The sequence below is a fragment of the Methylobacterium carpenticola genome (genome assembly GCF_042748905.1).
GTDB lineage: Bacteria > Pseudomonadota > Alphaproteobacteria > Rhizobiales > Beijerinckiaceae > Methylobacterium > Methylobacterium carpenticola.
The window spans coordinates 1-11,950 of record NZ_JBHZEO010000002.1; the positions used below are offsets into that span (position 1 = coordinate 1).

Here is an 11,950-nt window from a genome sequence, read left to right on the forward strand (position 1 = left end):
TCCTTCGTGGTGCGCGACAAGGGCAAGCGCGTGGGACGCAACCCCAAGACGGGTGTTGAGGTGGCGATCGAGCCGCGCCGGGTGATGGTGTTCAAGCCCTCGAACGTGCTCAAGGCGCGCATCAACGGCGGTCCGGCGGAAGCCGAGGAGCATGCTGATTGCTGAGGTGAGGAAAGCGGGTTCTGCCCACATCATCAGCCCCCAGTTCACGGCATTGATCCCGTTTCCGCCTCGTAAATGAGGAGCGGACTGGGTAATTCTTATGTTGACGCAGATATAATCCTGCCCCAAGCAGTCCGTCGTTGGGGCTTTCAGACATCGAGGGCATTTATGAGCGAAGGGAATACGGCTGACCACCTTGCATTGGTCGGCGATATCGTTTCGGCCTACGTGTCTAAGAACAGCGTGCCGGCGAGCGAACTGCCAGCCCTCATCCAGAGCGTCTACGAGAGTCTCGGCAGTCTTGGTAAATCCGCCGCGCCTGAGCCCGTGAAGCTGGACCCTCCCGTGCCGATCAAGAAGAGTGTCACACCCGACTATCTGATCAGCCTGGAGGATGGGCGTCAGTATAAATCGCTCAAACGGCACCTTACCACGCGCGGCCTCACGCCTGAGCAGTATCGCGAGAAGTGGGGGCTCCCTTACGATTATCCGATGGTGGCTGCTAACTACGCCGCTCAACGGTCAGAGCTCGCTAAGACCATAGGACTGGGGCGTAAACGGTAGCGCTGTCCAACAATCTGAATAGGCGGCGGCCAAATGGCCGCCGCTTCTCGAGCACAACCGGAAAACTACGTATGGTCTTGGCGATCGTCCTCTGAGAGTTTCTGGGTGATGAAAAATGCTGCTGTGGATTGTCAGCCAGCAACATTGATTCTGCTGACTGTGTTGCCAATTGATGCCTCCATGAGGAGGCGTGCTCATGGATGATGAAACAGTCGTTGGTACTTCCGAGTCTGGAATGGGTACCATTGAGCTAGTGGCCGATGTTGTCTCGGCCTACGTGTCAAACAATGTTATTCGCTCGGCCGAGTTGCCCGAACTGATCGCGGCGGTGAGCCGAACCATGAATGAACTCGGCAAGCCGTCGGCACCGGTTGTTGCAGAGACGGTCAAGCTCACTCCAGCGCAGATCCGGAAATCAATTACTCCGGAACACATCGTCAGCTTCATCGACGGCAAGACGTATAAGTCGATCAAGCGTCATCTGACGAAGAACGGGCTCACCCCGGCCGAGTACCGCCAGAAATATGGCCTACCGGTCGATTACCCGATGGTGGCGCCGAACTACGCGACCCAGCGGTCCGAACTCGCCAAGAGCCTGGGGCTCGGCCAGATGCGCCGGAGGGCAGCCGCGGAGGCCCAAGCTGCTGCCGGCATAACGGCGAGTGCGCCTGCCGAGCCGAAGAAGGGGCGCGGGCGGCCGAAGAAGGCTGCTGCTGCGGACTAGGGCGAGCGCCCTCCCCTTCAAGAATGGTTCGGCTTGCCGGGTCGTGTCCCCTGGCGTGGTGTAGCTTCGGCGTGGACACCCAGGTCACCGGACGGAGCCGGGACGATCAGCGGCACGCTCATCGAGACGGCGCCCGGTCCCCTGGGCTTGGGCGCCGTTTGTGTGTCCGCTTTCGCCAAAGCTTGATGTGCGAGAGCCTGCCCACTCAACCAACGCCAGCGGTGAGGCTTCAAAGGTTCGCCCGTGGATGGCGCATGTGTTGCTCCACACGAACGTTCTGTCTGTAATGTGGGACGCAATACGCCTGCAATGAGCAAGCGTCATGGTTAACGACAAATTTCAAGGCAACGTGCTCAGGCAAGAATGCGCCTAGGAGCAGCCAAGAAATCTGTGTCGTCATAAGGTCTTGTTCAATGCGCTCTGTTGTTATCGCTCTCACTGCCGGTGCTCTTGCTGCTGGTGCTGCCTACGCTCAAAGCACTCTGTCGAGCGCATCACTCCAAGAGGCCGGAACACTGACCTGCACCACCAAGCCGGAGCTCACGCTGATCTTCGGCAAGACGCCGGTCGCTGAGTGTAAATTCGTTTCAGACCGCGGCGGCTTCAAGCAGACATACATGGCGATGTTCTCGCCTGTTCGTCACAGGTGGGATCTCTCGACGGCTGAGACGATGACGTGGCGCGTGATGACGAAAGATGGCTTTGGTCGTCCGAGCATGCTCAGCGGCTCGTTCATTGCCCAGACAGACCAGCCTGAGATCAGCACTCCAAAGGACAGCGGCAGCCTCAAGAGCAAGCCTATCAGGCTGATGCTTGTCAGCCACTCTGGTCAGCGGGTGCTCAACTTCGCACTGAACAACTCGCGCGTGCAGCTCGCAGCTTTAGCTGAGAGCCTGACGCGCTGAGCTCAGCGTGTGTGGCTCTCGAGGCGGCGCATCATGGCCTATCGTGACGCTAGCGCTCTGATTTTCCAGGCATCGTGATCGATTGCCGATTATCACTCCTCCAGCGCGGTCCACGACAGCGACACCCTTGAACCTACATTATCGGAGATAGGCTGTCGAATGACTATTAAGTTTCAGCCGATCTCTATTCGGGCGGGCCGCGAAGGCACTAATGGTATGTTAGTATTTGCGGATGCCATTCTTGTCGCAATCATGGTGCGAACATCTAATATGCACGTGCATAAAGCTGACCGCTGGCGCTTGGAAGCCGGCTTTGGTCCCGTTGACGACCCAAATCCACCCGAGTTCGCGGGTTTGAACGAAGCAGAAGCCTGGATCGAGGGGCGCCTTGCTCGTGGTCCTAATATGGTAGTGTCCCCAGGACGAGGTGTCGGAGGGATCTAGTGAGCTCGGCCCACTGATGGCGCCCCGGAAGGATCTCCAGCCCATGAGCGGGTCGGAAGCGTCATGTGCACACATCGTAGGAGCAGCCTCAAGCTGTCGACCACAAAGGTTGAGCCGGGCTCCGCCAGCTGTTAGCGGCGTCCGAACTCTCACACCGCCACGCCATGCCCGCACTCCGGCTTATGCCGCTGGCACCGCCATAGGTGGCCTCACAGGTGCTCGGTCGTCACCACGGTGATAGTGCTGCAGCTCTTCGGACCGGAAGGCTCGCGCGGGTGAGCAGAAAAGTGCCACCTCACGGGCCTTGGCGCACGATTTTGCATCAAAGCGGCTTGGAACCAGAGAAGAAGGTCGCTACGGTCGCGCCCGCCTGGGCAAAAGAAAAGGCCGCCCTTGCGGAGCGGCCCGAAGTCTAGGGAGGAAACGCCCTGAGAAGGGCAGGCACGGCTGCGACGCCATCGCGGCCGTGCACGTTTCTGGTATTCCACGCTGCGGCGCACAATTCAATCATACGTAAGTGTGTGGCAGCCATGCAGCCCTAACTTGGATATTCAGGGACGAAGTCCGAGCCCCGCGCGTGGGCACAAGCCGGCAGACGACACCTCCTCGTAGGCGGCTATTCCGAAGCGGCGGCCTTCTTTGGCCGTCCTCGGCCCTTCTTCGGCTCGGCAGTCGCACTCACCTTGGCATCAGCGGTGGCGCGTTTCTCCGCAGCAGCCCGCTGGCGGTTCTGACCAAGGCCGAGGCTCTTCGCCAGCTCGGAGCGCTGGGCCGCGTAGTTCGCCGCCACCATCGGATAGTCCGGAGGCAGACCCCATTTCCTGCGGTACTCGTCCGGCGTCAGACCCCGCCCCGACAGGTGCCGCTTGAGTGACTTGTAAGGTCGCCCGTCCTCCAGGCTGATGATGGCGTCCGGTGAGATCGACCGCTTGATCGGCACGGGGGGCGTGAGCTTCACGGGCTCCGGCTTGGAAGGTTTCCCTAGGCTACTGAGGGTCTCGTACACACTCTGGATCAGCATCGGCAGCTCGCCTGCTGGCACATTATTGTGTGACACGAAAGCCGAAACGATGCTGCTGACCAGCTCGATATGGCTGGCCGCTATTTCTTCGCTCATGAACGTTCCCTATTGCAATGAGCGACAGCCTGAGTTGAATTTCTAGCCGCGTCAACGCAGGACTTCAGAAGTTTTCGTAGGAAAACGAACTAATCCTCTCCTCTGGTCAGTGTCTCGGGCCAAATAAGGTCCTCGGGACAAATCGCCCAACGCCTTACGGCTGAACAGCGTGAGCCCACGCCGCCACCGGTGCTCCGGTCCGTCGGACCGCATGCGACGGCGCTAACAGAATGTGCCTCGCTTTAACTGCAAGGGCACATCCCGACATGGAAAATGCGGCCCGTAACTAGAACGGGCTCTTAGGATCTGTGCTCTACGACGATCCTGAAGGCCGCCGGTCGACGCTAAAAGATGTTGCAGATCCACCCGCATCAGGTTCAACCTGAGCATCTGCCGCCATTGTCACGCATCCTCTTCGCATTCAGCGGAGCGGTCATACTTGCCCTGTGTACTCTCGGGGGCTGCTTTACCCTGAATATGCGCGAGAACGCCTGGAGCCAGGCTGCGCGCACCTCGGAAAACCTCCTGCGCAGCATCGAGCGCACCCTCGATCGCGACATCCAGCTGTACGATCTCTCCCTCCAAGCGGTCGTCGAAGGATTGCAGAACCCTGCTCTGGAAGGGCTCTCGCCCGAGATCCAGAGGCTCAGCCTGTTCGATCGCGCCGCCACCGCTCCGGGGTTCGGTGCCATGTTCGTGCTCGACCAGCTGGGACGCGCCTACATCGACTCCGGCTCTGCCGTGCCGCGGCTTCTGAACGCGTCAGAGCGCGACTATTATCGCGTGCACCGGGACCGTGCGGATGTCGGTCTCTTCATCGGCCGGCCGGTTACGGCGAGCCCGACCGGCCGGGTTGTCATTCCGATGAGCCGCCGCTTCACCTATGCGGACGGCACCTTCGCGGGCGTTGTCGTCGGCGGCATCGAGGTTGCCCACTTCGCGGAGCTCTTCAGGCGCCTCAACATCGAGCCAGACAGCGCGATCAATCTGTTCCGGGACGACGGCATGTTGCTGGTCCGTACTCCAGCCGGCCATGTCCCCCTCGGCCGCGACATGTCCTTTACGCCCAACGTCCGCCGCTTCATCAGCGAGGACGCTGACCAGTTCCGGGCGATATCCGCGATGGATGGCGTGGAACGCTTCTACACCTTCTCGCGCGTGGGCTCCTGGCCGCTTCGGGTCAACGCAGCGCTCTCGGTGCAAGCCATTGATGCCAGCTGGCGGCCGAGAGCTGGCATCGTCGGCCTGCTCGTGGTGGTGATGTGCTGTGGCGTCGGTGTGCTGATGATGTGGGTGGACGGCGAGCTGCGCCGACGCGTGAAGGCGGAGCGAGCGGCGCAAGCAGCCAGCCAGGAGCTCGCCCGTCTGGCTGCCACGGACGGCCTGACCGGACTGGCGAACCGGCGGCAGTTTGACGGCGCGCTCGCGAGTGCCATGCGCCACGCCGACGCCTGTCCGGTGGCGCTGCTCCTGTTCGATGCCGACCAGTTCAAGCGCTACAACGACATCTACGGCCACCTGGCCGGCGACCAGGTGCTCAAGACCATCGCCCGTGTCTTGCAGCAGCAGGTGTGTGACACGAGCGGGCTGGCGTGCCGGATCGGGGGCGAGGAGTTCGCGGTCATTCTGAGCGGGATGGATGAAGCCGGCGCTGTCGCTTGTGCCGAGCGCGTTCGACAGGCGATCGCGGCCAAGAGCATCCCCCACGCTGGCCTAAGCCGTGGAGCGGTTACGGTGAGTGCCGGCGTCATCCATCTGAGCCGCCACTCGGATCTAACAGGGGAGCAGTGGTACGCCGCGGCGGATGCTGCGCTCTACCAGGCCAAGCGGCAGGGCCGTAACCAGGTCTGGATCGCGGATGCGAAAACTGGAGAGCTGAGCAGGTTCTCACCGCACAGATCGACATGTTCAACGATCCAAGAGACCCGCAGGTCTGGAACTTAAATTTCTGTCTCTCCTTCGTCCGATTTCTCTTTCAAGGCCGTCAGATCTTCGACTTGGCCAGAACGGCTCATGCAGGGGATCGAGTTTGCTCATGAGGTTCCATCCGCTTACCCGCGACCGGCAGGGGATGGTTCGATATCATGTGCCTCTACCGGCCGACTGGTCGTCCGCACGGGGTTGAGCACACCCTCCCGGTCACGGCTTGCAACCTCCAGGGTGAATGGCATCGGCGTCCGGGTCGGCGACCAAGCCGGCTTGGTACGGTTCGCGGGAGGAACAGGATGGCCAGGACCTCACGCGCCTTCGTTGCGCTGCCATCTGCCGTGGGCGCTTTGCCTCCCAGCCTGCTGGTAGACGACGAGGTGCAGAAGCTCCTCCTCCGGTTTGCCAGCTTGAGCGTGCGAGCGGGACAGCAGGACGATCCCGAGATGGCGGCCTGGATCGACCGTGTGGGCCTGCTGGCGGTCGCAGCGTAGCTGCGGGAGCAGGACGAGACCGATCCTTGGTGAGGTCTCGCCTCTCTGTTTTGGGAGAGGTAGACGAGACCTTGCCCGATCTAACGGCTCCATGGGGGCCTGTCGCAAACGCGCAGGGGCTCGCGTTCACGAGTCGTTAGCCATACCCGCCGAGCTTGCCGCCTCCTTCCGGATCCGGCCCATGATCCTCAACGCCCTCGCCCTGCAGCCAGCCTCGAACCTGAATTAAGCTGGCAACAGTGGCCGACCTCATGCGCCGTCGAACCGACCGACTCCGAAAGGCACATGTCAGGGGGAGCGCTTGTCCGGCCGGCGCCCATCCTCACGGATCATCGAGAGATCGACGTCGTAGCCGGCCTTTGCGAGGGCCTCAATGACGAGGTACTTCACAGAAACTTCCCGTTTAGCGGATTCCATCTTGAGTGACAGCCAGAGGGCGGTGGGCACCTCAAGGCGAAGAGGCTTCTCGGGAATGTTAGTAGGCGCGACGCGCGTCTGGTGGAGTGCAGCCGGTACGGCTGGTACAGCGGCAGGCTCGGGATCTGTTGGGGGCGTTAGCGGTCGACTGAAGCCTGCTTCGGCGCCATCTGCGGCGAGTTGCTCAAGCACCTCCGGGCTGGTGCGGGGGCGCGGCGCGCGACCAAGAGGGATGAGGGGCTTTCCAGCCATCAGGCGGTCTCTTCGGCTGGGGTAATCACCGCGAGGATCTCGTCGAGGATCTGATCGATCTCCTGCGCTGCCTTCGGATCGCCGTCAGGATCGAGTGGCGTTAGCCCATTGAAATGCATGGCTTGGTAGGCGTTCGGACGTCTGATGGTTTCAGTGTCGAGGACCTGCACTCCGCCGTCGCTCACCTCCTGGCGAGCGTGCTTGGCGACCCGGCTCTTGATCGTCGCTGACCCAGTGAAAACGACCCGGGCGGGGATTGAGCGGCGCAGCATCTTCTCGGCGCGTTTCACCTCGGCGTGAGTCCGGAAGACCTCCTGCAGATCCATGCCCGAGATGCCGGACGGAATCACTACTACATCGCTCTCAGCAATCGCGAAGGTGACGGCTTTTGAGGCTGCACCTTCTAGATCAATGAGGACGAGATCGTGATTTTCGGCAGCTTCTGCTATGCGATCTTGCATAGTTGACTCAGTGACTCCTGCCACGACCGCAATACCCACTCCCCTCCCCTCGCGAGTCGCGGCGTCGCGCCAAGCCCGTACGTGGCCGTTCGGATCCGCGTCGAGGATGACGACGCGAGCGCCGCGTCGGGCAGCTGAGGCGGCGAGACAGATAGCGAGCGTCGTCTTCCCGACACCGCCTTTAGTTGAACACAGGCTCACAATGGCCATGAAAAGTCCTTCACGGATGATCAAGCGCCGATTGAGGCGGGTGGGCAGAACGTCTGACGAACGTGCGCCTTCATGCCTGAATGGGCATAAGCCGCAAAACACAAGAAACCGTAAAGGCGCAAGCCTTTCCGGTCGATTGAGCGCCTGGACTGAAGTGCGCGTGCCTATCAGCCCACAAAGGCGCATGGCCAGAGCGGCTTTACAACAACCGCCTTTTTGGTTCTTTCGTCATAAAACTAAAAAAACATACGCATTTTTGTGAAAATTGCCAAATGTGAAAATGTACATTTGCGCTTTCGTGGGTGTGGCTGGGGCGACGCACCGTACAATCGCCTATGCCGTGATTGGCTGCTCCCCAGCCATGGGACCACTCACGCGCTTATCGTCACCCTTGGCCACATGCTGGCTGCTTTGATTCCTGATCAGGCCCCGTTTGACGAATGGCGGCGCTCCGGCTCAGATGCCCGTTTAAGGCGTATTCCGCATTCCGCGAGTCGCCGAAGGAGACCACCGCCGCCGCAGTGAACCCCTGAAAAGCCAACGGCCCCCGAGCTGGTAACTCGGAGGCCGTCGATCCGCCGAAGCGGCGATGTCGTGAATTCGCAATCCCGATATCGCCAGACACTCCCTCGGGAGTCAAGCCAGAACGCGTTTCTGGTAACGGCGAGGCTTTGCCGGAGACGGACCGCCACACGGCGGGGCCGGACGATCTGCCGCGGCCCGACGAGGGCCGGGAACGATGCTTGTTGATGAGATCCGCCGGGCGGTAGAGGCCGCACCGCGCGTGAAGCTGCCCGAGGTGGCGGCCGTGCTCTGGCGCGCTTACGGGGCAGGGCAGGTGACCGAGGCTGAGGCTGAGGAACTGTCCGCCCTCATCGAGCAGCGGAAGGCCCTACCTGCGGTTCAAGCAGCCCCCAGGAAAGCCGTAGGCTCTCGGCCGCGATCAGACGCCAGCCTGGAGCGTCGACGCCGCTGGGCGGCCTCCGGCCGGCTTCCTCCAGCCCTTGCCGCGCGCTTCACTCCCGGCGAGATCGCGGTCCTCAGCCTCGTCGCTGCCGAGGTCTGCCGGCGCGGGGACTGTCGTCTCGCCGTGGGCCACATCGCAGCCCTCGCCGGGGTCTGCGAGACGCTGGTCCGCAACGCCCTGCGCGAAGCCCGTAAGCTCGGACTGGTCACGATCGAGGAACGGGCGATCACGGGGTGGCGCAACGATACGAACGTGGTCCGCATCGTCTCGGAGGAGTGGCGCACTTGGCTGCGGCTCGCCAAGGGCCGATCGGCGCCCGCGCCGAAGCTCCGGTGGCCAACCGAAAAGAGCACCCGCAAGCTTGCCGCCTCGTCCGTGGGGGGAGGGTGCAGATCTGCGCAGGGCACGCCTACTGATAGGGATAATCCTGGGCATTCAGCCCCACGGAACCCTCGCAAAGCTGCCGGAGGGCAGGGTCGCAGGCCCGTCTGCGCCACCTAGAGGTGCGGATCAGGATTCGCGGAAACAGGTCAGGGCGAGGCTGAAGGCCATGCGCGGACGTCATGGGACGGGTCCGCGAGTGTCCGGTTGCCCGAACGCGGCTGTTCTGGGCAGGCGCCGGCAACCGCGCTGCACGCGCGGCCGAGCCGTGGAATTTAAATTCCCGTTCTTGCCATCCGGCCGTGTGTCGCGAGCACGGCAACCAACGTCCGGCGGTACCCAATAAGCGCGTTTCTCACCCAACATCCAATTTCATTGCTCATCCACAGCCTTCATGCGCGATTAGCGTGTCCCATGGCGCTGGCGACGGGAACATCTCCCCAAGGAAGGCGAGGAACGCCTTCACGTTCGGATTGCCGCGCCGACTCTCCGGCCAAAGCGCCGTGATAACCGAGCGTTCGACCGCGAACTCCCTCAAGATTGGGACAAGCGCACCACGGGCAACATACGGTGCCGCAACGTAGGTGGGCGAGATGCCGATGCCACCGCCGGCCACAAGCACTGCCGCAACCGCGTCGCTAAAGTCGGTGACGATGCCAGCCTCGGGCGTGATCTCGACGGTGCGGCTGCCGATCCGAAACGGCCAACGCAGGGCTTGGCCCGTGCTCTGGAAACGGAAGTTCACGCATTTGTGGCGGGCAAGATCGTCCGGATGCTGCGGCGTGCCGTGTCGTTGCAGGTAGGCCGGTGAGGCGAAGGCGCAGAGCCGGTGCGGCGCAAGGTACCGGGAGATCAGGCGGGAGTCGGCGAGGTCGCCCACGCGGATCGCGACGTCGATGCCCTCCTCGATCAGGTCCGTGAAGCGGTCGGCGAGGCTCAGGTCGACCGACAGCTTCGGGTGACGCTCGCGGAAGCTTGGCAGAGCTGGGGCAAGCAGATGGACGCCAATCGGAAATGGAGCTGTGATCCTCAGGGTACCGGTTGGCTCCGAGCGGGCCGCGACTGCGGCCTGTTCGATCTCCTCGGCCTCGCGCAGGAGCCGCAGCGCCCGTTCGTGCAGGTCGCGTCCTTCCGGTGTCAGCGTGAGCGAGCGCGTCGTGCGGGTGAACAAGCTCAGGCCGAGCCGTTGCTCCAGCCGCTGCACACTCTTGCTCACCGCCGAGGGTGAAATGCCGAGCGAGCGTGCCGCGGCCGTGTAGCTGCCGAGCGAGGCGGAGCGCGCGAAGGCGATGATGCCGGTAAGGCGGTCGAGGCCGATCTGTTCCATGGCGGCATAACTGAACCAACTTACTGCCCAATTTTCAAGTCAACAGCTGCTGTCCATTCTCCTTCTCACCAGCGCCGCAGGAGCGCCAGACGAGAAGGATCACCGTCATGAGCTGCACCCTTCAGGACCGCACTGTCGTCATCTTCGGCGGCACCTCGGGCATCGGCCTCGCTGCCGCCCAGCAGGCGAAGACGGCCGGTGCCAAGGTCATCGTTATCGGCCTCAATGCCGAGGGAGCCGAGCGCGTCGCGGCCGAGAATGGCTTTGCCGGTTGGCGCTCCACGGACGTGACCCGCCCTGAGACCATCGTCGCGGCGCTCGCCGACATCTCGCATGTCGATCACCTCGTGCTGCTGGCCGGCACGTTCGTGGCCGGCAAGGTCCTAGAGGCCGAGATCGACTATCTGAAGCGCGCCTTCGACGAGCGGATCTGGGCGGCGGTGCATACCATCCGCGCCCTTGGTGATCGGCTCGCGCAGGACGGGTCCGTCACCTTCATCTCCGGGGCGCTGGCTGACCGTCCGACGGCGCAGGGTACCGCTGTGCTGGCCGCCGCCTCGGGGGCGATGGAGGCGTTCGCCCGCGGTCTCGCGCTGGAACTCGCACCCCGCCGCGTGAACACACTTTCCCCGGGCACGACCGACACGCCGCTTCTGGCCCGCACGCTGGGCGCGCATCGCGACGCCTATGTCGCCGCCCTCACCGAGAAGCTGCCGACCCGCCGCCTGGGGACCGCCGACGAGGCCGGTGCGGCTGTCGTGTTCCTGATGAGCAACGGCTTCATGAACGGCGAGACCCTGCACATCGACGGCGGCGCGCGCCTCGTCTGACTTGCCCCCTCGCCTTGATGGGTAGCCGGACACGACTGCCAGCCACCGGAGAATGGAGCGGCCCATGCCGACCTTGTTTGATCCCGTTCGCCTGGGCGCCATCCAAGCAGCCAACCGCATCCTGATGGCGCCGATGATCCGGGCGCGGGGCACGCGCGAGCACGTGCCGACAGCGATGATGGTCGACTACTACGCCCAGCGCGCATCGGCTGGCCTGATCGTCAGCGAGGCCATCGGCATCTCCCAGCAGGGCCTCGGCTGGCCTTTCGCCAACGGGCCTCTGGTCGCCCGAGCAGATCGCGGGCTGGCGCCGCGTCACCAACGCCGTCCAAGCCACGGGCGGACGCATCATCGCCCAGCTCTGGCACATGGGCCGCGTCGTGTACCCGAGCTTCCTCGGCGGCGCCCAGCCGGTCTCCTCCTCGGTGACGACCGCGCCGGGGTACGCCCATACCTATGCGGGCAAGCAGCCCTACACGGCGGCGCGGGCGCTGCACCTCGACGAGATCCCGGGCATTCTGCAGGCCTTTCAGGCCGCGGCGCTCAATACGTTGGAGGCCGGCTTCGACGGTGTGCAGATCCACGCCGCGAACAGCTACCTCATCGACCAGTTTCTGCGCGACAGCGCCAACTTCCGCACCGACGCCTACGGCGGCTCGGTCCAGAACCGCAGACGCTGATTGACGTGAGAGAGCCCGCGCGGGGCAGCAGGCCCTCTCCGTGCCTCTCAGCGATATCTGGCAGCCAGGCACCGGCCCCGCGGTACAAG

At 63.1% G+C, this 11,950-nt stretch carries 12 protein-coding genes and 1 pseudogene; 9 read left to right on the forward strand and 4 right to left on the reverse strand.

Annotated features, from left to right (window positions below; translation table 11 throughout):
* The 4 genes from ACE101_RS31250 to ACE101_RS31265 form a co-directional block, all read left to right on the forward strand.
* The coding region (locus tag ACE101_RS31250; RefSeq protein ID WP_379139198.1) for an HU family DNA-binding protein at positions 1-165 on the forward strand (165 nt) is incomplete at its 5' end.
* A 165-nt stretch (positions 166-330) separates the two neighbouring features.
* Positions 331-726, forward strand: a complete 396-nt coding sequence (locus ACE101_RS31255; protein WP_379139130.1) for a Ros/MucR family transcriptional regulator — start codon at positions 331-333, stop codon at positions 724-726.
* Positions 727-922: 196 nt separating this feature from the next.
* The gene (locus ACE101_RS31260) at positions 923-1,450 is read left to right on the forward strand and encodes a Ros/MucR family transcriptional regulator (RefSeq protein WP_379139133.1); all 528 of its coding nucleotides are present in this window, start codon (positions 923-925) and stop codon (positions 1,448-1,450) included.
* 413 nt (positions 1,451-1,863) lie between these two features.
* The gene (locus ACE101_RS31265; protein WP_379139136.1) at positions 1,864-2,355 is read left to right on the forward strand and encodes a DUF992 domain-containing protein; all 492 of its coding nucleotides are present in this window, start codon (positions 1,864-1,866) and stop codon (positions 2,353-2,355) included.
* Positions 2,356-3,415: 1,060 nt separating this feature from the next.
* Here ACE101_RS31265 and ACE101_RS31270 read toward each other — a convergent pair.
* Positions 3,416-3,916: a Ros/MucR family transcriptional regulator gene (locus ACE101_RS31270; protein ID WP_379139139.1), complete on the reverse strand. Its 501-nt coding sequence runs from the start codon at positions 3,914-3,916 to the stop codon at positions 3,416-3,418.
* A gap of 351 nt (positions 3,917-4,267) precedes the next feature.
* Between ACE101_RS31270 and ACE101_RS31275 the strand changes: the two genes are divergently transcribed.
* Both ACE101_RS31275 and ACE101_RS31280 read left to right on the forward strand, forming a co-directional pair.
* On the forward strand, positions 4,268-5,860 hold the full coding sequence (locus tag ACE101_RS31275; protein ID WP_379139142.1) for a sensor domain-containing diguanylate cyclase: 1,593 nt from the start codon (positions 4,268-4,270) through the stop codon (positions 5,858-5,860).
* Between the two features lie 281 nt (positions 5,861-6,141).
* On the forward strand, positions 6,142-6,336 hold the full coding sequence (locus ACE101_RS31280; RefSeq protein WP_379139145.1) for a hypothetical protein: 195 nt from the start codon (positions 6,142-6,144) through the stop codon (positions 6,334-6,336).
* A gap of 288 nt (positions 6,337-6,624) precedes the next feature.
* On the opposite strand, the gene ACE101_RS31285 is transcribed toward ACE101_RS31280, so the two are convergent.
* The 3 genes from ACE101_RS31285 to ACE101_RS31295 form a co-directional block, all read right to left on the reverse strand.
* A complete protein-coding gene (locus ACE101_RS31285; protein WP_379139148.1) occupies positions 6,625-7,005 on the reverse strand; it encodes a hypothetical protein in 381 nt (126 codons plus the stop codon).
* Positions 7,005-7,676 (reverse strand): AAA family ATPase, encoded by a 672-nt coding sequence (locus tag ACE101_RS31290; protein ID WP_379139151.1) that lies wholly within the window; start codon positions 7,674-7,676, stop codon positions 7,005-7,007. The genes ACE101_RS31285 and ACE101_RS31290 overlap by 1 nt, the downstream gene beginning before the upstream one ends.
* A 1,727-nt stretch (positions 7,677-9,403) precedes the next feature.
* Positions 9,404-10,351, reverse strand: coding sequence for a LysR family transcriptional regulator (locus ACE101_RS31295; protein WP_379139154.1), 948 nt, complete (start codon positions 10,349-10,351; stop codon positions 9,404-9,406).
* Positions 10,352-10,458: 107 nt separating this feature from the next.
* On the opposite strand from ACE101_RS31295, the gene ACE101_RS31300 reads away from it, so the two are divergent.
* The 3 genes and pseudogenes from ACE101_RS31300 (at position 10,459) to ACE101_RS31310 (ending at position 11,861) form a co-directional block, all read left to right on the forward strand.
* Entirely contained in the window at positions 10,459-11,181 is a 723-nt protein-coding gene (locus ACE101_RS31300; RefSeq protein ID WP_379139157.1) for an SDR family oxidoreductase, read from the forward strand.
* Positions 11,182-11,314: 133 nt separating this feature from the next.
* Positions 11,315-11,386: pseudogene (locus ACE101_RS31305) on the forward strand (hypothetical protein); the annotation flags it as partial.
* A gap of 91 nt (positions 11,387-11,477) precedes the next feature.
* Entirely contained in the window at positions 11,478-11,861 is a 384-nt protein-coding gene (locus ACE101_RS31310) for an oxidoreductase (RefSeq protein ID WP_379139199.1), read from the forward strand.
* Positions 11,862-11,950 lie beyond the last annotated feature (89 nt).

Coding starts and splice junctions, on each gene's coding strand:
- ACE101_RS31295 (WP_379139154.1), bottom strand. CDS start 10,351: ATGGAACAGATCGGCCTCGACCGCCTTACCGGCATCATCGCCTTCGCG.
- ACE101_RS31255 (WP_379139130.1), top strand. CDS start 331: ATGAGCGAAGGGAATACGGCTGACCACCTTGCATTGGTCGGCGATATC.
- ACE101_RS31260 (WP_379139133.1), top strand. CDS start 923: ATGGATGATGAAACAGTCGTTGGTACTTCCGAGTCTGGAATGGGTACC.
- ACE101_RS31270 (WP_379139139.1), bottom strand. CDS start 3,916: ATGAGCGAAGAAATAGCGGCCAGCCATATCGAGCTGGTCAGCAGCATC.
- ACE101_RS31265 (WP_379139136.1), top strand. CDS start 1,864: ATGCGCTCTGTTGTTATCGCTCTCACTGCCGGTGCTCTTGCTGCTGGT.
- ACE101_RS31300 (WP_379139157.1), top strand. CDS start 10,459: ATGAGCTGCACCCTTCAGGACCGCACTGTCGTCATCTTCGGCGGCACC.
- ACE101_RS31285 (WP_379139148.1), bottom strand. CDS start 7,005: ATGGCTGGAAAGCCCCTCATCCCTCTTGGTCGCGCGCCGCGCCCCCGC.
- ACE101_RS31280 (WP_379139145.1), top strand. CDS start 6,142: ATGGCCAGGACCTCACGCGCCTTCGTTGCGCTGCCATCTGCCGTGGGC.
- ACE101_RS31290 (WP_379139151.1), bottom strand. CDS start 7,676: ATGGCCATTGTGAGCCTGTGTTCAACTAAAGGCGGTGTCGGGAAGACG.
- ACE101_RS31275 (WP_379139142.1), top strand. CDS start 4,268: ATGTTGCAGATCCACCCGCATCAGGTTCAACCTGAGCATCTGCCGCCA.